A 23,067-nucleotide genomic window follows, 5' to 3' on the forward strand; every position below is an offset into this window, starting at 1 on the left:
ACGCACCGCGATGCCCCACGGCACCCCGCCAGACCTGACCTTTATACGATTATTTAGTGCTGTATGCCTGTTATGCGGGATGCCCGCCCCTGCGCGTAAGCCCCGCGCACCCCACCCCGCACGTCAGCCCTTGCGCCCCACCATCGCCAGGAGCCTGGTCTGCGCGTCCGCGCCCGCCGGGACCTCCACCGGCTCGGCGTACGCGCCACTGGCCGCGAGCCCGTCGGCGTACGGCATGATCTCCTTGATCGAGAACTCGACGAGGCTGTCGGGCAGCCGGTCCTGCGCGCCGATGCCCCGGGCGAGGTCCCAGGTGTGCACGACGCAGTCGGCAGTCAGCTCCGAGCAGTACGCCGATCCGAGCACGGGCCCGTAAGAAAGGCGCACGGTCCGGTCCATTGCGCCGGACGCGGCGAAGGCGGCGTGCGCGGCGGCCGAGGCCCGGTCCCAGGCCGCGACCGGGTCGTCGCCCAGCACGTCGCCGGAGAACCTGCCCGCCAGCTCCTCGACGGTCCGGCCCTCGGTGACCAGCGGCGGGATCCAGAGCTGCTCCGCGGTGACGTGGTTGACCAGCTCCCGCACGTTCCATTCCGTGCACGGGGTCGGCTCCCCCCACTGGTCGCCGCGGACGTCACGCACCCGCTCGCCGAAGAGCCTCAGCGCCTCGGCGTGCCGTTCGAGCAGCGTGTCCGTCATGACCCTCACCGCCCTCTGCCATGGGGATGTATCCCCCTGCAGCCACTCTCCTCGCACCCGCATCGACCTGCCACCGCCCCACCCGATCTCCTTGGCACGCACCACCCCTGTCCATATGTCAAAACGGTGATCTCAAATGACGAACTGATCGTCTACGGTGGGGACAACGCTTCGACGACGAAACGAGGAGGGGTCCGGCCATGACCGCCGCCAGGGAAGACGCCGCCAGGGAAGCCACCGCCAAGGAGACCGCCGTCTACACGCACGGCCACCACGAGTCGGTGCTGCGCTCGCACCGCTGGCGTACCGCCGAGAACTCCGCCGCGTATCTGATCGGCGAGCTGCGCCCCGGGATTCGGGTGCTGGACGTCGGCTGCGGCCCGGGCACGATCACCGCGGACCTGGCGGAGCTGGTCGCGCCGGGCGGCCACGTCACCGCCGTCGACGCCGCCGAGGACGTCCTGGAGCAGGCCCGTGCGTGCGCCGAGGAGCGGGGCCTGGGCGACGCCGTGTCCTTCGCCACCGCGGACGTCCACGCGCTGGACTTCCCGGACGACTCCTTCGACGTGGTCCACGCCCACCAGGTGCTGCAGCACGTGGGCGATCCGGTCCAGGCGCTGCGCGAGATGCGGCGGGTGTGCCGGCCGGGCGGGATCGTGGCCGCGCGCGACGCCGACTACTCGGCGATGACCTGGTACCCGGCCGCGCCGGGCCTGGACGACTGGCTGGGCCTGTACCGGCGGGTGGCCCGCGCCAACGGCGGCGAACCGGACGCGGGCCGCCACCTGCGGGCCTGGGCCCGGCAGGCCGGTTTCACGGACGTGACCTCCTCGGCAACGGCCTGGTGCTTCGCCACCCCGGAGGAGACCGCCTGGTGGTCGGCCCTGTGGGCGGACCGTACGCGGGCCTCCGCGTACGCCTCCGTCGCCACCCGCGGCGGCCATGCGACGGCCGCGGAGCTGGCGGCCGTCGCCGACGCCTGGCACGCCTGGGGCGCGGACCCCGACGCGTGGTTCTCGGTCCTGAACGCCGAGATCCTGTGCCGGGCCTGACGCCGGGCGGACTCGCCCGCGGGAGTGTCGGCCCGTCGATATAGCGTGTGCACGTCAATACGCATGACACGCACACCGGGGGACACACCCATGACCCAACCGCCGCAGGGACCCTCGCCCCAGCAGGGGTCCGCCCAGCCGTCGGCGGCGCCGTCCCGGAGCGGGGGCATCGGCGTCCGGAAGGCCCTGGGGATCATCGGGGCCGTGGTCGTCCTCGCCGCCGTCGCCGTCGGCTACTTCATGAGCCAGGACGGCGCCGACCGCGCCGAGGCCGGCGACTGCCTCAGGAACAACGGGGACCCGGTCTTCCCCGACCTGCGCGTGGTCGACTGCGCCGACGCCGACGCCGTGTACAAGGTGGTCCAGGTGTTCCACGACACGGTGGACACCGCCAGGTGCCAGGGAGTGTCGGACATGGGCTACGAGGAGCAGGCCGACAGGGCCCGGCACAAGTCCGGCAAGCGGTTCGTGCTCTGCTTCGACGGGATCAAGAAGAAGTAGGCGGCCGCATCCGGAAGTCGTAGCGCGCGGGCAGCGGGCAGTCGGTGAGGGTGGACCAGACCGCGGCGAGGGTCTCCTCGCCCTCCCGCAGGTCCGGCAGTTCGAAGCCGTCCTCGAAGACCCGGCGGGCCGCCCGCACGTGCCCCTCCGCCGCGAGGAGCCGGGCCGCGAGGAGCCGGAAGCGGCCCTGTTCGCGCAGGGCGGGCCGCAGCCGGTCCCAGACGGCGCGGGCCTGCGGCAGCCGGCCCGCCGCGAGGAGGGCGGCCATCGCCTCCTGGCCGAGCGCCGACTCGGCGGCCGTCCACGGCTCGCTGCCGCGGCTCTCCACGGCCAGGTCCTCGAAGGCCGCCGCGAATCCGTCGGCCGCCCTCTCCGCGTCGCCCGCCAGGGCGTCCGCCACCGCCAGGCACCGCAGCAGCGGCCACCGCGAGGGGGCCAGCGCCAGCCCGCGCTCCCAGCTGCGTACCGCCTGGGCCACGTCCCCGGCATGCCACTGGGCCACGCCCAGGTGGTACTCCGTCAGCGGATCCGCCGGGGCCGTCTCCAGCATGTCCCGCCAGTGCGCGGCGACCAGGCTCGGCCCCGGCGGAACCACCCGCCGCGGGGCCGGCAGGACACCCGTGCGCCAGAGCTGGAGCCACGGCTCCTGCTCCTCCCCGAGCGTGTCCTCCGCGAAGGGGGTGCCCGGCAGCTCGAAGCCCCCGCACAGCAGCTCCAGCGCGCCCCAGCCGGAGCCCTGTGCCAGCCGCTCCCCCGGCTCGGTGTCGGCACGGCCGCGCCACGCCTCGTACGCCGCGTCCACCCGCTCCCGCGGCAGTACGGCGTCCAGCGCGCCCTCGGCCGCGCCGCGGGCCGCCGCCCAGTCCGGGCCGTGCACCTGCGCCGGATCCGCCGACAGCGGCCCGTACGCCTCCAGCCAGCTGAACTCCGCCCCGCCCTCCAGCCGTACGTGCTCCAGCTGCGTCCGGGCCAGCCCGGCCTGGATCTCCGCGTAGCCGCCGGTTCCCGGCTCGGTCAGCCACTCCTGCCAGCGGCGGCCACCGCCGCCCGCGCCCCACACGAACAGCTTGCGCCCGCGCAGCCGCGCGGTGGAGGTCTGCACGAGCCCGTGTCCGGCGGCGTCCAGGGCGGCGATCCAGGGCCGGGCCCCGCCCCGGACCTCGTAGAAGAAGTCGGCCGGATACTCGCCGCGCAGCGGGTACGTGCGGTCCGTGCCCTCCCACTCCGGTACGGGGATGCGGCGCAGCGCGCGCTCGTAGCCGAAGTGCCAGGCCTCGTCGGCGGGGGCGAGCACCCGGGTGCCGGGGTCCTCCGGGACGGCGATGTTCGACCACCAGTACACGGGCGCGGGCCGCTCGTGCGGATTGCGCACGCGGACGCCGACGTAGAGGAACTCCGAGTCCTCCGGCAGCCACAGGTCCACCTGGAAGGGCAGGTCGCGCAGCCGTTCCCACTCCCACAGCCGGACCATCACGCCCCCGTCGGGGGCCGGGACGAGCGCGGCGTGCACCGGGGCGCAGGACAGGGTGGTGTGTCCGGTCGCACCGGTGTTCCACTCGATGCCGCCGGAGAACCAGGCCCCGTTGAGGGCGAAGTTGGCGGGCTGGAACACCGGGTTGCGGTAGAGGAGTTCACGGCCGGTCGGCAGGTGCACGAGCGAGTGGACGCGCCCGCCCAGGCCCGGGAGCACGGTGACCCGGAGGTGGTCGTTCTCGATGACGATCGACTCGAACTCCCGCTCCGCGCGCTCCCGTCCGTACCCGTCGCGGATCCGTACGGGCAGGAGCGAGCGCAGTGGCTCGTAGCCGATCTGCCGTGCCATGTCGCGCGGCATCCCCTCGCGCGCACGCTCGTCCAGTACGTGCGCCTCGTCGGGCGCGCGCAGGGCGGGCAGCGGGTTGTCCGAGCCCAACGGGGCTGCGGGGAGGGTCAGTACGGCGCGTCGGGCGGTGGTGGCCATGAGGGAAATGGAACACGCCAGGGCGGCCGGTGCACAGGGGTTCCGCGGATCACCACCGGTCAGGATTACGCAAAGGCGCCCGCGACCAGGTCGGCGAGGAGGGCGCCCGCACGTCCGTCCGGGTCCAGGTCCGGGTCGTAGATCGTGACGTTGAGCCCGGCGCAGCGGGGCGAGCCCACCAGGACGGCGAGCAGTTCGGCGAGTTCGTCGGGGAGCAGGCCTCCGGGGTCGGGGCTGTCCACGGCCGGCATGACGACGGGGTCCAGCACGTCGGCGTCCAGGTGCACCCAGAACCCGGCGGTCTCCGGCGGGTGCAGTCCGTCCAGGGCCGCCCGGGCCACCGGTCCCGCGCCGCGCCGGCGGATCTCCCCGACGGTGGCGACGGGAATCCGGGCCGCGTGCAGCTCGGCGAGGTCCGGGTCGCCGTCGCGCAGCCCGAAGAGCCGTACGTCCTCGTCGCGCAGGTAGGGGCCGCGCCCTTCCAGGTCGGCGAGATCCGCCTGGCCGCGGCCGGTCGACAGGGCCAGCTCCTCGCCGCCGGCGGCGCCGACGGGTCCGTTCACCGCCTCGTTGCCGGGGTGGCGGAAGTCGGCGGAGCCGTCGATCGCGGCCAGACCGTAGCGTCCCAGGCGGCGCATGGCGAGGGCCGCACCGAGCTGGATGGAGCAGTCGCCGCCGAGCACGACGGGGAACTCCCCTGCCCGCAGGTGCCGTTCGATGCGGTCGGCGAGGGTGACCGTGTACGCGGCGAGGGCCTCGGCGTGGAACACGCCGTCGCCCTCCCGCCAGTCTCCGCGGTCGTAGCGCGGCGGCACCACCACCCCGCCCTCGACGGCACCGAGCCGGGCCAGCAGGCCTTGCTCGCGCAGGGCCCCGGCGAGCTTGTAGACGCCGGGTACGGCGCCGGGCGCGGGCGGGCGCAGCCCGAGGTTGGAGGGGGCGTCGAGGAGCACGAGGGTTCGCATGCCCTCATCCTGTGCGATGCCACCCCGCGGGGCCCGGCATTTCCCCGGCGCAGCCGCAGCACTCGTCGTCACGCCAGGCACCGTCCACGTGAGGAAGCCTGGTGAGAGCCCCTGCGGGCGGTGCGGCCCGAGGCCGCTCTCCGCGTCGGGGGCGTGGCTGCTCGACGACCGTCAGTACCACCCTTCACGGTCGTCCAGAGCAAGCTCTGCGACAGCCGCGTCCTGAACGTTCTCGACGTTGCGAATGTAGGGCACGGCATTGGGGTTGTGAGTGCAGAAGGTGACGGTGGCGGTCAGGAGGTCATCGTCCTCTCCACCCAGGGAAAGGATGACGTACGACCTTACTTCCTGGTCCCCGAATTTCCGCTCCGCTTCGACGAGACAGGCGAAGACATAGGCGAGGCATCTCCTGAGGAGGGGGCCGGTCCGATCGGACTCCGCCGCCGGGAGATCGTAATCGATCATGCCCCGTCCATTGATCGACGTCTCCTCCTGGAGCACGTCGAAATACGAGCCGGCCAGCTCGGGGACAAGTCCGGTCAGCACGCGGGCGCCGTTGGGAGTGTACGACCAGCCTTCGACCGCCACCTCGTGGAACATGGGCGGGATGTCACGGTCCGTGAGTTCCGCGACGGGGTACTCCGCCAGCAACCGGGTCATCTTCTCATTGGTTCTCATGACTATCCCTCACCGAGAGCGGAGAGGCCCTTTCTGATTGCGCCGATGAATCCCGGACTGTTCCCTACGGCTTTTTCGATGGAACGCGGAAGCCCATCAAACTTCCCCGTCTCGAAATCATACTGATACTTCGCCCCCTTGGATGACTGGTCCTGGAAATGCAGCTGCCCGTCACGTCCGCCGGGCTGGGGGTTCTCCACATCGATGCGGTACGGCCCGTGGTTCCACAGCGTCTTGCTCGTTATCTGCGTGCCGTTGGCCCCGATCATTCCCTTGGCATCAGGGTCCTTGATGCCGTACTGATCGCGCATCTCCTCGACACGCTTACGTACGACCTCAGGGTGGTACGGGTCCTTCTCGAATCCTGGCTGAGAGGTGTAGCCCTCCCGGAGCGGCGTGTACTTGGGTGCGAGGCCGAGAGGATCGAACCAGGTCAGGGGGTTGTGTACGTAGGCGGACGGATTGGGTGCCGCCGCCAGCCCGATGGGGTCAAGGGTGAGGTATCGCGCCGCTTCCGGATCGTAGTGGCGGAAGTAGTTGTAGTGCAGTCCGGATTCGGGGTCGAAGTACTGTCCGGGGAAGCGGAGCGGTGTATACGCCGTACTCGAGCTGCTCCAGGTCGTGGTGCCCCACAGCGTGCTGCGGGATCGCCACACCACATGGCCGGATTCGTCGATGAGTTCACCGGGAGTGCCGACAAGGTCCGTGACAAGGGCGAAGAAGCGCTCGTCGACCACCTCCTCCGCGTCGTCCGCCGTGAGGAGGCGTTCGGTCTGCGCCAGCGGACGCAGGCCGTTGTGGTCCCAGGTGGTGGCCACCGGATGGGGCATCTCGGGTGCAGTGGCGACCTGTTCGCACAGGGTGCTTCCGTCCCAGGTGAAGGTCACCTGTTCCATCACCGTGGCCCCGTCCTCCCCGAGTCGCTGTTTGGCGATCCGGCGGCCGAGCGGGTCGTAGAGGTACTGCCACATCGTGCCGTCCGGCGTCGTCACCTTCGACAGGCGGTCCTCCGCGTCCCACACGTAGTGCCAGGTGTCTGCCTTGCGTGAGATCCGCTTCTTCCGCCGGACCGTGACCCGACCGAGGTCGTCGTGCTCGTAGCGGACGCCTCCGGCCTCGACCAGCGCGGTACCCACGTACGAACGGCGACCGGTTGCCTCTTGCGCGGCATGCGAGTGGGGCCAGTGGGCCTCGGTCTGGTTCCCGGCTTCGTCGTAGGCGTACCGCTCGGCCCAGTTCGCGGCCCGTACGGCGGTCACACGTCCGCCTGAGTCCAGGTCGAACCTCTTCGTCCCCGACCGATCGTCGGTAAGGGCGACGAGATGTCCGTCGGCGCGGTAGGTGTAGTCGCGCCGCTGGATGCCGCGGCCACGGCTGCTGACCTGCTGGCTGGTGAGCCGGCCCATGGCATCGACCTGCGACACCAGCGAAAGCGACTCCCCGATGTGGCGGGCGGTCTCGTGTCCTGCGGCGTCGTGCTCGAAGGTGACCGCGCGCTCCGACGTCGTGAGCGAGACGCAGCGGCCCGCAGCGTCGTAGCTCCAGCGGCTGACGACACCGCTGGGGGTGGTGCGGCTCACCCGACGGCCGAGCAGGTCGTACGTGTACCGGACCGTCCGGCCGTTCACCGTCTCGTGGTGGAGACGCCCGTGGCGGTCGCGGATGACAGCGAGCGTCGCATCCGGTCCCACGGCCTGCGTGACCTGGTCGAACAGGTCGTATTCGAAGCTGGTCGTACGGCCGTCGGCTTCCTTGGAGACCACGTTGTCGAGCACATCGCGCGCGTAGCTCACCACACGGCCCGCCGCATCGGTCCGTGCCGTGAGTCGGCCGGCGACATCACGTGCGTACGAAACGGTCCGACCGTCGAAATCGCTCTCGGACACCAGGCGGCCCACGGCGTCGTACTCGTAGTCCCAGGTCAGGCCGTTGGGGTTGCGTACCTGGGTCAGACGGAGCTCATGGTCGTGCAGGAACTCGTATCGCGCCCCGTCGGCGCCGGTACGGGCCGTCATGAGGTCGAAGTGCGTGTACTCGAACCGGGACACCGCGCCCATGGCATCCGTGTGGGTGAGGCAGTTCCCCTCTCCGTCGTACGTCCACCGCTGCTCGGAGCCGTCACCGTCGACACGGTGGGCAAGTCGGCCCTCCGGTGTCCACTCGAAGCGGGTGGTGCTGCCGACCGGGTCCACCAGGACGGTCGGGCGTCCGAATCCGTCGCGCTCGATCCGGGTCGTGTGGCCGAGGGGGTCGACGACCTCGATGGGCAGCCCCGCCTGGTTGTTGCGGATGTGCGTCGTGTTGCCCAGCGCGTCGGTGACAGCGGTGGTACGGCCACCCTCGTCGTACGTGTAGCGGGTGACAGCACCGGCAGAGTCCTCGATCAGGACCCCGTTGCCGCGCTCGTCATAGTGCCGGCGAACGGTCGTCCGATCGGGATGGGTGATTCGTGTCGGTCGCCCCATCGGGCCGTAGTCCGCCGACAGTTCCCGGCCGTCCGGCCGTATCACGGATATGGGGTGGCCCGCCCCGTCGTACGTGAAGCGTGTCGTGCGACCGAGGGGATCCGTATGGGTCAGCAGCCGGTTGTACCGGTCGCGCTCGAAGCGCGTGCCCTCGCCGTGCGGATCGATCTCCGCGCAGATCTGATGGGCTTCGTTGACGAGGTAGCGGTGAACGGCCCCGCTGCTGGTGGTCGCCGTCGTGACACGCAGACCCGTGCCGGGGTCGTGTCCGTACTCCAGGCGCAGGGCGACGTGGCCCTCCGCACCGCCCTCGGCGACGCAGCGGTCATGCTCGTCGTAGGAGTACTCGTAGCGGCTTTCGTTGGTGTCGGTCCATGACGTGACCCGGCCACGGTCGTCGTAGGTGAAGCGCAGGGGCAGCCCTGAGGAGTTGATGACATCGGTCAGATGGCCATCGGTGTAGCCGTAGCGGAGTATCTCCTGGTCACGGCCGTCAGGTGCGGCACCGGCCAGGTGAAGCGCCGTGATCCGTCCCTGGTCGGCGGTCAGTTCCAGTCGGTAGCCGCCGTGGTGAACGATCGAGCTGGGCGCGTCGGAGAGGGCATCGTATTCGAACGCGATCCAGTTTCCGTTGGGGTCGTCGATCTGGACGAGCCGGGCCTCATCCGGATCATGCGGCGCGAAGCGCCGCACCCGGCCGGTGTCCGGATCCGTGATCGTGTAGTCCCCGTTCGGCTCGCGGTCGAGTGACCACCGCGGCCCATGGGTCGGCAGGACGGGTACACCGGGCGCGGGGTGGGGGTAGCTGAGGAGCAGGCCGTCCTCGGAGACGAAGACGAGCCCTTCCGAGTCGATCTCCAGGCGCTGGTCGGCGGTGGACGACCAGGAGGGACCGAACCAGCGGCCGGCGCGGTAGTCGGACGCGACCCTGCGGCGGAATACGAGGGGCAGTGTGCCGGGGAGGACGACATCGGTCTGGGGCAGGTACATGGCGCCGGTGGCCAGGTCGATCGGGTCCGACGGGTCCGTCTCCGCCGCCCTGTGCGTGCGGGAGGGGTCGGCCGGGTCTTCCACGGCCCGGCGCGCGGGGCCCTTGATGTCGTCGAGGTGTTTGGCGGCGGAGGCGACCTTCTTGGCAGTGCCCAGGCCCTTGGAACCGACAAGTTCGGGTATGAGTTTGCCGATGCCTTCCGAGGGGTCCTTCATGAACTCGTCGAGCATCTGCTTGCCCGCGCCCATGGGGTCGTTGGCCATGACGACCAGGCCGGCCGCGGTCGAGTTCAAGTTGGTCAGGTACTCGGCCGGGTGGGTCAGGTTGTAGGGGTCCATCGGGTTCAGGCCGCGGGCGAAGTTGACCACGCCGGCCGTGCCCTTGATGACACCGCCGACCAGGTGGGTGGAAGCAAGGTCGAGGTAGTCGAGGCCGTCGCTGAGCTGCTCGGCGTACGAGGGCTTGGGCGGAGCCGCGTCCCGGGCCGCACGGACGGCCGCCGCAGCGGTGTCGGCCTGTTCGTTGCGCTGTGTGCGGGCGCTGTTGAGCTTCTCGTTCGCGGCCTTGGCCATCTCCTTCCCGGGGTCGGGGTAGTCGTCCGGCGGCCGCGGCGGCAGGTGGTCCGACTTCGCCTTCAGGGCGTCGTTGTAGGTCGTGCGGAGCTTCTCGTGCGCGTCGTAGGCGTCCTGGGAGGCCTTCAGTGCCTTGTTGTAGTCCTCCAGAGCCTCGTTGGCCTTGCCCTGGGCCCACTCGACGGTCTCGGCGAACCGGTTCATCGCATCGGCGGCCTTGCCGAACGCATCGGCCGCGTCGAACCAGCGCGGCGGCTCCTTCGCGACGGACTCGCGGAACGCGGTGGCGGCCGCGCCCTTGAGTCCGTCGGGCTCAGCGAGGTTCTTCAGGCCGTTGCCGACGGATTCGAAGGCCTTCCTGAAGTCGTTCAGGTGGGCGACCTGTTCCCGGATCTTGGCAGGACTGCCGTAGACCAGCTTCTTCGGGTCCTCGGTCTGCCCGAGTTCGAGCTCGGCGACCTCCGCGCCCAGCTGGTTCGCGGCGGAGCGGCTCTTGTCGCGGAGCCAGTCGCCCGCGTCGTGCGCGCCGACTTCGTCGGCCAAGCCGGCAGCCTTGTCGCCGCCCCACTCGACGAAGTCACCGACGTCCTCGGCACGGTCCTCGACCCAGTCCTCCGCCGAGTCCGGTACCCAATCCCGCCAGCCCATCTAGCCCTTCCCCCCGTTGCTCACGCCGGACTGGTCCAGCAGGTCCTTCAGTGAACCGATCTTCCCGTTCGAGGTCACCGTGTCCTTGGTGTCCGACCAGGTCTGCTTGATGTCCTGCTCACCCTTCTCGAACGACTCGGCGCTGTAGTCGGGCTTGTAGACGTCCGCGCGGAAGATGTCGCCCCACTTCTTCTGCTCGATCTCGTCCTCACTGGCATACGGATTTCCGTACGCGGCGTTCGCGACGACCTTGAAGGCGCCTTCGAGGTACTGGTCCTCCTCCCACATCGTCCCCGCCGCGATCCCCAGGTTCGCGGCCAGCGTCGACGCGTCCTGGATCAGAGCGCGCACGCCCCACTCCCAGCGCTCGCAGAAGTCCTCGAAGTCGGCCGCCAGTCCGGCGTGTCCGGTCTCCATCCCCGTCATCGACAGGTTCTCGAAGCCGGCGCCCTGGGAGGCGCCCGCCGCGTCCCCGGACTCGCGGAGCTCGGATATCGCCGCCCGCAGGCCGGACTGAATCGCCGCGACCGCCTGCGGGGAGACTTCGAGGTCGCCGTCGCCCGCCATCAGGCCACCGCCCCTTGGCCGCCGTCGGCGCCCGGTTCGACGTCCACGGCGAACGCGTCCGGGACGATCCCGGCCACCGGCGGGAACAGCATCGACCCGTCACCGTCCGCAACGTCGACGGCAACTCCCGTCGGACGGTCCGACATCGGCACGACCGCATCCAGCAGCCGGGCGCCGAGCATCGCCAGGTACGGCCACTCTCGGCCGTCCTCCCCCCGCGCGCGTGCAAACCGGGCGAGGGACTCCTCGTCCGTGAACGCGTACACCCAGCGGATCCCACCCGACACCGCCGACATCAGACCACCGGCGGCAACAAAGCGACGTTCGGCATCCGCATCGACATCGGTCGTGGTGAGCGGCACGAGGAGGGCAGTACGGCGGAACTCCCCCACCAGGCGCGCCGGATCCCCCCGGCCTTCACGGTAACTGGCTATCTGTTCGGTCAGTCCCATGACGCCGGTTCCCTCCGCATGATGCACACGCAAAGGACGAACAATATCTTGATCGCACAATCCGATCGACATCGCCGCCGGGCGGTGGCACCATCACCGCGTGATCATGGACGAGACGACGCGGACGACGGTGCTCCGCCGGGCCGCGGTGAACAACGCAGCGTGGTGTGACGCGGTCTGTCGGGCGCACGGGCTGACGCCGGGCTACGACGGCGAGCGCCTGTGGTTCAGCACGCGGCGGACTCCGCCGATGTACCCCGATGCCGTGACCCTGGAGCCGGCCGTATCGGCGGGGAGCGTGGTCCGGGGCGTCGACACCGCCTCCCCCGGCTGCTCGGTGAAGGACAGCTTCGCCGACCTGGACCTGGCCGGGGACGGCTTCGAGGTGCTGTTCGAGGCGCAGTGGATCCATCGGCCCGCCGGGGCGCCGCTCCCCGAGGCGGAGGGGGAAGCGGCCGGGCTGGAGTGGTCCGAGGTCGCGGACGCCGAGGAACTGGCGGCCTGGGAGGCCGCCTTCGACGGCGGGGACAGCGTCGAGGGCGACCGGCTGTTCCGGCCGGCCCTGCTCGGCGAGGGGATCGTCTTCCTGGCCGGGCGCGCCGAGGGCCGGATCGTCGCCGGGGCCGTCGCGAGCACCGGCGGGGGCGTGGTCGGCGTGTCCAACCTGTTCGGGGCCGCCTGGGCGGGTGTCCTCGGTGCGGTCTCCGCCCGGTGGCCGGAGCTGGACGTGGTCGGCTACGAGCACGGGGAGGACCTGGAGGTGGCGGTCCGGGGCGGCTTCGCCCCCATCGGTCCGCTGCGGGTCTGGCTTTTTGCTCAGTGATCAACTTCGGGTGAGACTGGCGCCGTGACATCGCATCAGACAAGCCGACTCATCGGCGCCATATTCGGACTCGTCTTCGTCGTGGCGAATGCCGGAGCCCTGCCCACGGCCGCCGCCGTTCCCCTGCGCCTCCTGGCGATCGCCTCGTTCATCTGGCTGTTCATCGCGCTGCGGCGGGCACGTACGTCCCCGGCCGACGGCGTCGGCGGCGACACCCGCCGCGGTGCGGCGCCGAGGATGTTCGGGAAGGGCTACGTCCTCGTGGTGGCCGCCGAGGTGGTCGCCGCGCTGGCCGGTGTCCTCGTCATCAACCTCGTACTGCACGTCCCGCAGGCCACGGTGGCCTGGATCGCTCTGGTCGTCGGCCTGCACTTCTTCGGTCTCGCGGTCGTCTGGCGCATGCCGGCGCTCCGGCTGCTGGCGGCCTCGATGGCCGCCTGCGGCGCCGCCGGTCTGCTCCTGGCCGCCGGCGGGGCCTCCCTCGCCGTCATCGCGACCGTCGCGGGCATCGCCCCCGGCGCCCTGCTGCTCGGCTCCGTCCGGTGGAGCCTGCGCACCCCTTAGCCGGTCTCCAGGTCCAGCCGTGGCACGTCGGTGCGTTCGATGCCGAAGACCTGGGCGTAGAGCGACAGTTCGGCCTCCAGTGCGCGGATCATGGTGTCGGCCCGCCGGAAGCCGTGGCCCTCGCCCTCGAAGGTCACGTACGCGTGCGGCACCGGCCGGCCCCGCAGGGCGTCGAGCAGCCGTTCCGCCTGGGCCGGCGGGCAGACCGGGTCCTCCAGTCCCTGGAGGAGGACGAACGGCGCGGTGATCCCGTCGGCACGGGCCACCGGGGAACGCTCGCGGTTGAGCACGGCCAGGGTCTGCGGCGGCCCGGCCAGGCTCTCGACGTAGCGGGATTCCAGGTCGTGGGTCTCCCCGGCGAAGCCCAGCAGGTCCAGCACCGGGTAGATGATCGCGGCACACGCGTACAGGTCGGTGGCCGCCAGCGAGGCCGCCGCCGTCCAGCCGCCCGCGCTGCCGCCCCGGATCGCGAGCCGGGCGGGGTCGGCGGTGCCCTCGGCGGCCAGCGCGCGGGCGACCGCCGCGCAGTCCTCCACGTCCACCACGCCCCACTGCTCGCGCAGCCGCTCCCGGTAGGCACGGCCGTAGCCGGTGGACCCGCCGTAGTTCACCTCGGCCACGCCGATGCCGCGGGAGGTGAAGTAGGCGATGTGCAGGTCGAGTACGGGCGGCACGTGGTCGGTGGGTCCGCCGTGCGCCCAGATCACGTACGGGGGCAGTTCGTCGGCGGCGGCCCGGCAGGCCGGGTGGTGCGGCGGGTAGACGTGCGCGTGGATGTGGCGGTTGTCGGGGCCGAGGAAGGTGCGGCTCTGCGGCTCGGGGTAGTAGGCCGGGTCCACGGGGTCCGGGCGCTGCCCACCGACCGCCCGGGCGTGCCCGGTGGCGGTGTCCAGCTCGACCACCTCGTACGCGCTGCGCGGGCTGGCGGCGACCCCGTAGACCCGGGTGCCGTGCACGGCGAGGGTCGGCTGCCAGGCGGTCCACGGCCCGGCGGCGTCCACCAGGTCGCCGCTCTCCGGGTCGAGGATGCCGAGCACGGAGGAGCCCTGTCCGTGCAGGACGGCGACGAGCCCGGCCCCCGAGCCCGCCGGGTGCGGGGTGTCTCCGGGGAGCGGTGCGAGCCAGCGCAGCCCCGGCTTCCACAGCGGGCCGCCGAACTCCTCCTCCCGCGGGCAGAGGTTGATCGCCCAGCCGGTCCGCGGGTCCACGCTGTACGGGTTCCACCAGCCGCCGCGGTCGCTGACCGCGAGGAGGGTCCCCTCGGCCGTCCACTCGACCTGGGCGACGGCCTCGTCGGGGCCGCCGAGTACGGTCCGGGCGTCGGCGAGCTCCCCGTCGCCGGTGACCTCGGCCACCCTGAGCTCGGTACCGTCCCACGGCATCAGCGGGTGGTCCCACACGAGCCAGGCGGCCCGCCGGCCGTCCGGGGAGAGCCGGGGCCCGGTGGTGAACCGGTACCGGTCGTGCGTCAGCTCCCGCACCGCGCCGCGGTTCCCGGCCGCCGAGCCGTCCAGCGGTACGGCGGCCAGCACCCGGCGCACATCGGTCGGCGCGGGCCCGGTGAACTCCTCCAGCACGCACCACACCTCGCCGCCGCGCAGCACCGGGTCGGCCCAGCGCAGGCCGCCGCCGGTCCGGGAGACCGGGGTCAGGGGCCGCGGCTCGGGGCCGCCGGGGGCGTCGGGCTCGTACGCGTACAGCCGCTGGTCGGCGAAGTGGACGAAGACCAGCAGGGGGCCGCCCGCGGGCCGTTCGACCCCGGCCCAGGGCAGGCCGCCGTACTCGGTGACGCGGCTGCGCACGTTCCACGGGGCGGGCAGTTCGGTGATCTCGGGCCCGCCGTCGGCGAGGCGGCGGCGCACCAGGGTGCGGCGGCCGGCCTCCTCGGGCCGGGGTTCGGTCCACCACACCTCGGGGCCGACCGTGCCGAGGTACTCGGGCCGCCCGTCCAGGGAGGCGGCGAGGCCCGCGTCGATGGGTGAGGGCCAGCTGCCGTAGGGCCGGGTCTCCGCCGCCATCACCGGGCCCCGTTCACAGGGTCCGCAGCGCGCGGTCGAGGACGCGGACGCCGAAGTGCAGGGCCTCGACGGGCACCCGCTCGTCCACGCCGTGGAAGAGGGCCCAGTAGTCGAAGCCGGGCGGCAGCTTCAGCGGGGAGAAGCCGTAGCCGGTGATGCCGAGGCGGGAGAACTGCTTGGCGTCGGTGCCGCCCGCCATGCAGAAGGGGATCACATGCCCGGCCGGGTCGAACCGCTCGACCGACTCGCGCAGGATCCCGAACGTCCGGCCGTCCACGGGGGCCTGGAGGGCGACCTCCCGGTGGTGGAACTCCCACCGCACGTCGGGGCCGGTGAGGGCGTCGAGGGTGGCGGCGAACTCGGCCTCGCCGCCGGGCACGGTCCGGCCGTCGACGTAGGCGGTGGCGTGCTCGGGGATCACGTTGAGCTTGTAACCGGCGCTGAGCATGGTCGGGTTGGCACTGTTGCGCACGGTGGCGCGGACCAGGGCGCCGGCCGGTCCGAGTGCGTCGAGGAGCTCGTCGACGTCGAGGCCCGGCCGCCGCGGGTCCACCGACAGGCCCTGCAGGGAGGCGAGTTCGGTGATGCAGGCGGTGACGGTGTCGGTGAGCCGGACCGGCCACTCGTACTCGCCGATCCGCGCGACGGCGGCGGCGAGCCGGCTGACGGCGTTGGCCCTGTTGGGCTTGGAGCCGTGGCCGGCGGTGCCGTGCGCGGTCAGCTTCAGCCAGGCGGTGCCCCGCTCCCCCGCCGCGACCGGGTAGAGGGCGCGGCCGCCGGGGCCGCCGTGCACGGTGAAGGCCCCGGATTCGCTGATGCCCTCGGTGCAGCCTTCGAAGAGGTGCGGGTGGCGGTCGGCGAGGAAACCGGAGCCGTCGACCGCGCTGTCCTCCTCGTCGGCGGTGTAGGCGAGCACGATGTCCCGGCGCGGCTTGACTCCCGCGCGAGCCCAGGCCCGTACGACGGCCAGCACCATCGCGTCCATGTTCTTCATGTCGACGGCGCCGCGCCCCCAGACCACGCCGTCCCGCACCTCGCCGGAGAAGGGGTCCACGCTCCAGTCGGCGGCCTCGGCCGGGACCACGTCGAGGTGGCCGTGGACGAGGAGGGCCTCGGCGAAGGGGTCGGTGCCCTCGATCCGGGCGACCACGTTGGTGCGGCCGAGGGTGCGCTCCAGCAGGAGCGGCTCCAGGCCGGCGGCGGCGAGCCGCTCGGCGACGTACTCGGCGGCGGGGCGCTCGCGGCAGTCGCCGCCGCCCCGGTTGGTGGTGTCGATCCGGATGAGGCCGGAGGTGAACTCGACGGCCTCGTCGAGAGCCGCCTCGTCCACGACGCCCACCGCGCCCGCCGGGTCCGCCCCGCGCACGGTGTCCACCGGGTCCGCGGTGTCGACGGCGCCGGCGCCCGCGCCCGCGGGGATCTCGGCGTTGATTGCGCACATGTCAGCCATACTGCTCCTCCACGGCCGCCGAGACGACCGTCGTGACCGCTTTGAAGGCCCGGATCCCCTCGTACATGGTTTCGCTGGTGTACGCGACCTTGCGCTCCCCGGACCGCTCCACGCCGGGGACCACCGTCGCGGACATGGCCAGGTGCGCGGCGTCGAACTCCAGCTCCACGGTGAAGGGGCCGCCGCGGACCGGATCGTGGCGCACGGCGAGGGCGGTGGCCTCCTTGGCCGCGGCCCGGATGTCGGCGGCGGTACGGGCCGGGGTGCGGCACACGGCGGCGTAGCGCGAGACGTGGTCCTTGACGGCGACGGTCGCGGCTCCGGGGGCGTATCCGGCGGCGTCGACGCAGGTGAGGTCGTCGCCGGTGACCAGGACGACGGGGACCCCGTACTCGGCGACGACGTGTGCGTTGAGCAGCCCCTCGCTGGCGCGCGTCCCGTTGACCCAGACTCCGGTGATGGAGTTGGCGAGGTAGGTGTGGGCGAGGACCCCCTCGGAGCCTGCTCCGGTGTGGTAGCCGACGAAGGCGATGCCGTCGACGTCGCCGTGCTGGACGCCCTCGACCATGGAGAGGGTCTTGTGGCGGCCGGTGATCATCTCGGCGCGGGCGTCGAGCTTCTCCAGGAGCAGGTTGCGCATGGTCCAGTGCGCCTCGTTGACGAGGACCTGGTCGGCTCCGCCGTCGTAGAAGCCGAGTACGGCGGCGTTGACGTCGGAGGTGAACATCGCGCGGCAGCGTTCCCACTGCGGGGTTCCGGGCAGCACGTCCGCGGGCCAGGTGACGCCGGTGGCGCCTTCCATGTCGGCGGAGATGAGGATCTTCATCGGGCCCCCGGGCGGTCGGTTGCGCTCAGGGTGCCACCCTAGCCGCCGGGGCCCCCGGTGGCCGTGGGGCTCACGCCCCGGCGCGGCGCGCGGCGGGTGACCCTCGGCACGCGGCCCGTCGGCGCGCGGCCCCTCGGCCCCGGCCGTCGGCTGTCGGCCCGAGGGCTGCGGCCCGCGGACCCGCCCGGTTCACCCGATCCGGTGAGGCCGCTGTCCCGGCCTCACCGTCAACGCCGTTGCTCAGCGCTCCACTTCGGTGGCCAGGTTCTCCAGCACGGAGTCGTAGATCCGGCCGAGGCCCTTGGGCGCGAAGGTGCGCTCGAAGAAGCCGCCGATGCCGCCGGCGCCGTTCCAGACGGTGGTGACCACGGCCTTGGACTTGCCCTCACCGGCCGGGGTGACCCGCCAGGTGGTGACCATGGAGGAGTTGCGGTCCTTCTCCACCAGTTCGCCGTCGGTGGGCTCGCTGACCTCCAGCAGGCAGTCGCGTACGCGCTTGCTGGTGGCCTGGAGCTTCCAGTGCACCAGGGTGCCCTCGCCGTCGCCGCCCTCGCGCACCTCGTACTCGCTGAAGTGCCCGGGCAGCAGCTTCTCGCGGGTCCCGGTGTAGTCCGCCAGCGCGTCGAACACCGTCTCCGCGTCAGCCGCGATGATCCGCTCCGTGGTGGCCTCGACCTGCGCCATAGCTGTTCCTCCAGCAGTTGTGTCCGCTCGTCACGGCGAAGCCAACCACCTCCGGGGCGGTGGCCCAAATCCGGGTCAGACGTGGCAGCGGACGGACACGAGCAGGGTGTCGGCGGGCAGCCGGGCCAGGTACGCGCCCGGGGCGCCCCGGCCCGCCCCCGGCGGGGCGTGCGGGCAGGTCTCGGGGTCGTCGCAGGCACCGTGCAGCGGAGGCTCGCCGTCCTCCCACCACCAGCCGTCAAGGGTGAGGAGGTTGGTGGCCCCTTCGAGCCAGCCCGCACCACGGCAGGCGAACTCCTCTCAGGTGCACTCACCGATCGACCCCAGGGGGTCGAAGAAGAAGTCGAGGAGCACGGGGCGCAGCTTCTCCGCCTCGGGGTCGAGGCGCAGCCCGGAGGCCCAGTCCCGGAAGGCGCCGGCGGGGTCTGTGCGAGGTACTGCTTGTAGGCCGCCGCGCGCAGCGCGGCGTCGTCGGAGTAGGTCGCGTCCGGCCGCCGCTCGGGGCGGAAGTCGGCCCACGGCCGGGAGGGCGGGTGCGCCCGGGCCACCCCCGCCAGCCGTCCCAGACGATGCGCGCGAGCCCGGCCGCCCGCTCCCAGGGCTCGGTCACCTCCAGCAGCCCGCGCGGGCCGCCCGCGCACCAGCCGGGCAGGCTGTCCTCGCGGGTGCCGTCCCAGCGCGGGTGGTCGTGGATGAGCCGGGGATCCTCCTCGTGACCCGGCCGGATCCGGTACCCGGTCCGCTCCGCGCCTCCGCGCCTCCGCGCCTCCGCGTATCCGCCAGCCGTCCCAGATCCGCAGGTCGACGGAGATGTCGCCGTCCCTGAGGACCCAGAAGGGCGCCAGCGCCTCGCCGACCGCTTCCTCCAGCCGGTCCCGAGCCCCGCCCGGAAGGCACACCGTGAGCCTGTATCCCGCCATGGGGCGCAGCCTCACGCGGCTGCCACCGCTTCGACCAGCGAATATCCCGGCCCGCACGATCATGGGAACATTTGTTCTATTCTCGGGCGCCAGAGCTACCGAGGGAGGCGCTCATGCGCTGGGAGAACCTGGCCGAGGGGTCCGCGGGGCCGGCCGCGCTGTTCGGGGCCGACGCCGTCGTGACCCGCACCATCGACACCCCCGAGTTCCGGGGGATCACCTTCCACGAGGTGCGCGCCCGGTCGATCGTCAACCGGGTGCCCGGCGCCTCGCGCATGCCGTTCGAATGGACCGTGAACCCCTACAGAGGTTGCAGCCACGCCTGCGTGTACTGCTTCGCCCGCAAGACGCACAGCTACCTCGACCTCGACACCGGCATCGGCTTCGACTCGCAGATCGTCGTCAAGACCAACGCCCCCGAACTGCTGCGCCGCGAGCTCACCTCTCCCCGCTGGACCGGCGCGCACATCGCCATGGGCACCAACGTCGACTGCTACCAGCGCGCCGAGGGCCGCTACCGGCTGATGCCCGGGATCATCGAGGCCCTGCGCGACCGCGCCAACCCCTTCTCGATCCTCACCAAGGGCACGCTGATCCTGCGCGACCTCCCCCTGCTGCGGGAGGCCGCCGAGGTCACCGAGGTCGGCATCTCGGTCTCGGTCGGCTTCACCGACACGGGGCTCTGGCGGACCGTCGAGCCGGGCACCCCCTCGCCCGCCGCCCGGCTGGGCGCCGTACAGACGCTCACCGATGCCGGGATCGAGTGCGGGGTGCTGATGGCCCCGGTGATCCCCTTCCTCGGGGACTCCCCGGAGCAGCTGCGGGCGACCGTACGGGCCGTGGCCGAGGCCGGCGCGACCTCCGTGACACCCCTGGTACTCCATCTGCGGCCCGGGGCGCGCGAGTGGTTCACGGCCTGGCTGGGCACCCACCACCCCCACCTGGTCCCCCGGTACGAGCGGATGTACGCGGGCGGGTCGTACGCGCCCACCTGGTACCAGCGCCGGATCACCCGCCAAGTCCACGAACTGGCGGCCGAATTCGGCATCGGCCCGGCCCGGCGGGGCGAGGCCCGCAAGATCGTCGCACCGGAGCGTCGGGACGGCTCCGCACCCGCCGAAGCCACGCAGCTCAGCCTCCTGTGACGGCCGGCGCGACCTGAACGGTCATCACATCGGGCCAATCGGCGGCCCAATCCCGCCTTCCAGGCGTGGTTTCCGGGACGATTCCGCCCAGAACCCTCGGCTGGGAGGCCCCATGCTCCACCCCTTGAAGAAGCGCGCCGCTGTCCTGCTGTCGATCTCCACCGTTGCCGCCACCGTCGCCGCCGCCCTCGCGAGCCCGGTCACGGCCGCGCCCGCCGCCCCGGCCGATCCTGCCGCCCAGGCGCCGGCGCGGGCCGCACTGCGCTGGACCGGCTGCGCCACCCCGCGGTACCCCACGCTGCAGTGCGCGTCCCTCAAGGTGCCCCTCGACCACGCACGGCCGGACGGCCGGCAGATCGCCCTCGCCCTGACCCGGGTCCCCCACACCGGCCCCACCTCCCAGGGCCCGCTGCTGGTCAACCCCGGCGGCCCGGGCGGCAGCGGCCGCAGCCTGGCCGGTTACATCGCCTCCGCCCTGCCCAAGGAGGTGGCCGCCCAGTACGACGTGATCGGCTTCGACCCCCGGGGCGTCGGCAAGAGCGAGCCCGCCCTGGACTGCGCCGCCGGGCACTTCAAGCCCGCCCGGCCGGACTCCGTCCCCATGGACGAGGCCACCGAGCAGGCCAACCTGGACCGGGTGCGCTCCTTCGCCGAGTCCTGCGGGGCCAAGCACGCGGACGTGCTGCCGTACATCGACACCGTCTCGGCCGCCCGGGACATCGAGGCGCTGCGGGGCGCCCTCGGCGCGGAGCGGATCAGCTACTTCGGCTACTCGTACGGGACCTACCTGGGCGCGGTGTACGCCAAGCTCCACCCGGGCCGCGTGCACCGGCTCGTCCTGGACTCCGTGGTCGACCCGGGCGGGGTCTGGTACGAGGACAACCTCGCCCAGGACCTCGCCTTCGACGCCCGCCACAAGGCCTTCCTGGCCTGGGTGGCCCGGTACGACGCCACCTACAAGCTGGGCACCGACCCGGCGGCGGTCGAGGAGGCCTGGTACGCGATGCGCGACGCGCTGCGCGAGAGTCCGGCGGGAGGCAAGGTGGGCCCGGCGGAGCTGGAGGACACCTTCATGCCGGGCGGGTACTTCAACGGCTACTGGCCGAACCTGGCCGAGGCCTTCGCCGCGTACGCGGTGGCCAAGGACCCGAAGCCGCTGGTGGCCGCCTACGAGCGGTTCGGCGCGGTGGAGCCCTCCGCGGGCAACGGCTACAGCGTCTACACGGCGGTCCAGTGCCGGGACTCGGCCTGGCCGAAGGACTGGAACCAGTGGCGCGCGGACATGTGGCGCACCCACGCCAAGGCTCCGTTCATGACCTGGAACAACGCCTGGTACAACGCCCCGTGCGCGTTCTGGCCGACCGAGCCGCTCCAGGCACCGGACGTGACCAACGCGGATCTCCCGCCCGCTCTCCTGCTCCAGGCGACGGACGACGCGGCGACCCCCTTCGAGGGGGCGCTCAGCATGCGGGAGAAGCTGTCGGGGTCGGCCCTGGTGGTGGAGGAGGGCGGCGGCAACCACGGCATCGCCCTGAGCGGCAACAAGTGCCTGGACGAGAAGGTGTCGGCCTATCTGACGACGGGCAAGGCCGCGGACGCCACCTGCCCCGCCCAGGCGGCCCCGAAGCCGACCACCGCCACCCGCGCCGTGCCCGCCTCCGCGGGTGGCGCGGCCCTGCACGGCCTGCTCGGCTTCCGGGGCTGACGCCCCACCGGTCGGGGCCGGAGGGCAAGCGGGCAAGCGGGCAAGCGGGCAAGATCGTGCCCATGACCACGACACCGTCGCACCGAAGCCCTCTCACCCGTATCGCCGCGCCGGAAGGAGTCGCCCCGAGCCCCCACTACAGCCACGTCGTCCAGGGCACGGGGCACTTCGTCGCCGTGTCCGGACAGTGCGCGCTCGACGAGCGGGGCGAGGTCGTGGGCGAGGGGGATCCGGCAGCCCAGGCCCGGCAGGTGTTCGAGAACCTGCGCCGGTGCCTGGCGGCGGCCGGGGCGACCTTCGACGACGTCGTGAAGCTCACCTACTTCGTCACGGACGTGGCGTACCTCCCGGCGGTGCGGGAGGCCCGCGACGCGGTGATCCCGGCCGACCGCCTCCCGGCCTCCTCGGCGGTGCAGGTCTCGGCGCTGTTCCGGCCCGAACTCCTGGTCGAGATAGAGGCCTTCGCGGTCATCGCCGGATAGCGGGCCGCGGTCACCGGCCCAGGTTGCGCAGCGCGGCCGTCGCCGCCACGGCCAGCCGGGGGTGGGACTGGGCCCGGGTGAGGACCTCGCGGGCGCGGGGGTCGGCGAGGGCGCCGAGCCCCTCGACGCAGGCGAGGGCCACCCGCCAGTACGGGTCGTGCGGGGACAGCAGCCGCGACAGGGTGGCCATCAGGGCCGGTACGGACTCGGGGGCGCGCAGGGCGGTGAGCAGCCGCACGGGCTGCAGGGCGTAGGCCGTGCGCAGGCCGTTGGTGGCGAGGGCCGCCGCCGCGCGGGCGGTGCGCGGGTCGTCCAGGACGGCCAGCGCCTCGGCGGCGGCCGCGCAGCGCGCCGGGTCGCGGTGATTGAGGAGCAGGACGAGGGATTCGAAGGCGCGGCGGTCCCCGGCGAGGCCCAGCCGGTAGGCGGCCAGTTCGCGGGCCCACAGGGGCAGGCCGGCCGAGGTCAGGGAGGCGGCCAGGGCGTCGGGGGCAGCCGCGAGCAGCACTTCGTACTCGGGTGACGGTCCCGCTTCCGCCCGCAGGCGCTCCAGCACGTCGTTCACCCGGCCACCCTAGGGGGACACAGCGGTCGCCGTGCCGGGTTTCGGGACATCGGAGACAGTCGGTTGATCGATGATCGATGATCGGTACATTTGGGCGGTACAGGTCACATCTCCCAGCCCTGGCGGACCAGTTACCAGCGGGTTACTGTCGTTGCAACACGTACGAGGGCGGCCTGGTGACGCAGCCGCCTCGTGCCGGTCGGTTCGTTTCTTCACGGTGTGACCCCGGGACAGGGTTCCGCCGTTTCCGCCCCAGGGACTCGCTCCCCGCGGGCTCCTCTTCTCGGGCCCGCTCACCCCGGGTCCTTCACCGCACGGCTCTTCCGTACGGCATCCGC

Annotated in this window: 19 protein-coding genes; 7 read left to right on the top strand and 12 right to left on the bottom strand. The window is 72.3% G+C overall.

Going from position 1 to position 23,067, the window contains the following annotated elements:
- Positions 1 to 123 precede the first annotated feature (123 nt).
- Entirely contained in the window at positions 124 to 696 is a 573-nt protein-coding gene (locus ACZ4YL_RS01570; RefSeq protein ID WP_468113206.1) for a TIGR03086 family metal-binding protein, read from the bottom strand.
- Positions 697 to 896: 200 nt separating this feature from the next.
- Between ACZ4YL_RS01570 and ACZ4YL_RS01575 the strand changes: the two genes are divergently transcribed.
- Positions 897 to 1,748: a methyltransferase domain-containing protein gene (locus ACZ4YL_RS01575; RefSeq protein ID WP_468113207.1), complete on the top strand. Its 852-nt coding sequence runs from the start codon at positions 897 to 899 to the stop codon at positions 1,746 to 1,748.
- Between the two features lie 90 nt (positions 1,749 to 1,838).
- Positions 1,839 to 2,249, top strand: coding sequence for an LppU/SCO3897 family protein (locus tag ACZ4YL_RS01580; RefSeq protein WP_468113208.1), 411 nt, complete (start codon positions 1,839 to 1,841; stop codon positions 2,247 to 2,249).
- Here the strand turns inward: ACZ4YL_RS01580 and ACZ4YL_RS01585 are convergent.
- From ACZ4YL_RS01585 to ACZ4YL_RS01610, 6 genes are all read right to left on the bottom strand, one after another.
- Positions 2,236 to 4,209 (bottom strand): DUF5107 domain-containing protein, encoded by a 1,974-nt coding sequence (locus tag ACZ4YL_RS01585; RefSeq protein ID WP_468113209.1) that lies wholly within the window; start codon positions 4,207 to 4,209, stop codon positions 2,236 to 2,238. The genes ACZ4YL_RS01580 and ACZ4YL_RS01585 overlap by 14 nt on opposite strands.
- 65 nt (positions 4,210 to 4,274) lie before the next feature.
- A complete protein-coding gene (locus tag ACZ4YL_RS01590; RefSeq protein WP_468113210.1) occupies positions 4,275 to 5,174 on the bottom strand; it encodes an arginase family protein in 900 nt (299 codons plus the stop codon).
- Between the two features lie 171 nt (positions 5,175 to 5,345).
- Positions 5,346 to 5,852 (bottom strand): hypothetical protein, encoded by a 507-nt coding sequence (locus tag ACZ4YL_RS01595; RefSeq protein ID WP_468113211.1) that lies wholly within the window; start codon positions 5,850 to 5,852, stop codon positions 5,346 to 5,348.
- A 2-nt stretch (positions 5,853 to 5,854) separates the two neighbouring features.
- Positions 5,855 to 10,528, bottom strand: a complete 4,674-nt coding sequence (locus tag ACZ4YL_RS01600) for a putative T7SS-secreted protein (RefSeq protein WP_468113212.1) — start codon at positions 10,526 to 10,528, stop codon at positions 5,855 to 5,857.
- A complete protein-coding gene (locus tag ACZ4YL_RS01605; RefSeq protein ID WP_468113213.1) occupies positions 10,529 to 11,095 on the bottom strand; it encodes a hypothetical protein in 567 nt (188 codons plus the stop codon).
- A complete protein-coding gene (locus tag ACZ4YL_RS01610; RefSeq protein ID WP_468113214.1) occupies positions 11,095 to 11,547 on the bottom strand; it encodes an SseB family protein in 453 nt (150 codons plus the stop codon). Before ACZ4YL_RS01610 ends, ACZ4YL_RS01605 begins: the two co-directional genes overlap by 1 nt.
- A 106-nt stretch (positions 11,548 to 11,653) precedes the next feature.
- On the opposite strand from ACZ4YL_RS01610, the gene ACZ4YL_RS01615 reads away from it, so the two are divergent.
- Both ACZ4YL_RS01615 and ACZ4YL_RS01620 read left to right on the top strand, forming a co-directional pair.
- Positions 11,654 to 12,370: a hypothetical protein gene (locus ACZ4YL_RS01615; RefSeq protein ID WP_468113470.1), complete on the top strand. Its 717-nt coding sequence runs from the start codon at positions 11,654 to 11,656 to the stop codon at positions 12,368 to 12,370.
- A gap of 24 nt (positions 12,371 to 12,394) precedes the next feature.
- Complete coding sequence (locus ACZ4YL_RS01620) at positions 12,395 to 12,934, top strand: hypothetical protein (protein WP_468113215.1); 540 nt, start codon at positions 12,395 to 12,397, stop codon at positions 12,932 to 12,934.
- Here the strand turns inward: ACZ4YL_RS01620 and ACZ4YL_RS01625 are convergent.
- From ACZ4YL_RS01625 to ACZ4YL_RS01640, 4 genes are all read right to left on the bottom strand, one after another.
- Positions 12,931 to 14,952, bottom strand: coding sequence for a S9 family peptidase (locus ACZ4YL_RS01625; protein ID WP_468113216.1), 2,022 nt, complete (start codon positions 14,950 to 14,952; stop codon positions 12,931 to 12,933). The two genes, ACZ4YL_RS01620 and ACZ4YL_RS01625, sit on opposite strands and share 4 nt — an antisense overlap.
- A 13-nt stretch (positions 14,953 to 14,965) precedes the next feature.
- Positions 14,966 to 16,393 carry a M20/M25/M40 family metallo-hydrolase gene (locus ACZ4YL_RS01630; protein ID WP_468113217.1) on the bottom strand — a complete coding sequence of 476 codons (1,428 nt, stop codon included), beginning with the start codon at positions 16,391 to 16,393 and terminating at the stop codon, positions 14,966 to 14,968.
- Position 16,394: 1 nt separating this feature from the next.
- On the bottom strand, positions 16,395 to 17,228 hold the full coding sequence (locus ACZ4YL_RS01635) for a M55 family metallopeptidase (protein WP_468113218.1): 834 nt from the start codon (positions 17,226 to 17,228) through the stop codon (positions 16,395 to 16,397).
- A gap of 240 nt (positions 17,229 to 17,468) precedes the next feature.
- A complete protein-coding gene (locus ACZ4YL_RS01640) occupies positions 17,469 to 17,912 on the bottom strand; it encodes an SRPBCC family protein (RefSeq protein WP_468113219.1) in 444 nt (147 codons plus the stop codon).
- 1,033 nt (positions 17,913 to 18,945) lie between these two features.
- Between ACZ4YL_RS01640 and ACZ4YL_RS01645 the strand changes: the two genes are divergently transcribed.
- The 3 genes from ACZ4YL_RS01645 (at position 18,946) to ACZ4YL_RS01655 (ending at position 22,164) form a co-directional block, all read left to right on the top strand.
- Positions 18,946 to 19,977: an Rv2578c family radical SAM protein gene (locus ACZ4YL_RS01645; protein ID WP_468113220.1), complete on the top strand. Its 1,032-nt coding sequence runs from the start codon at positions 18,946 to 18,948 to the stop codon at positions 19,975 to 19,977.
- A gap of 112 nt (positions 19,978 to 20,089) precedes the next feature.
- Complete coding sequence (locus ACZ4YL_RS01650; protein ID WP_468113221.1) at positions 20,090 to 21,682, top strand: alpha/beta hydrolase; 1,593 nt, start codon at positions 20,090 to 20,092, stop codon at positions 21,680 to 21,682.
- Between the two features lie 62 nt (positions 21,683 to 21,744).
- Positions 21,745 to 22,164 (top strand): RidA family protein, encoded by a 420-nt coding sequence (locus ACZ4YL_RS01655; protein ID WP_468113222.1) that lies wholly within the window; start codon positions 21,745 to 21,747, stop codon positions 22,162 to 22,164.
- Between the two features lie 10 nt (positions 22,165 to 22,174).
- Here ACZ4YL_RS01655 and ACZ4YL_RS01660 read toward each other — a convergent pair whose 3' ends face one another.
- A complete protein-coding gene (locus ACZ4YL_RS01660) occupies positions 22,175 to 22,729 on the bottom strand; it encodes a HEAT repeat domain-containing protein (RefSeq protein ID WP_468113223.1) in 555 nt (184 codons plus the stop codon).
- Between the last annotated feature and the right edge of the window lie 338 nt (positions 22,730 to 23,067).

The sequence above is a fragment of the Streptomyces sp. NPDC030021 genome (genome assembly GCF_055574035.1).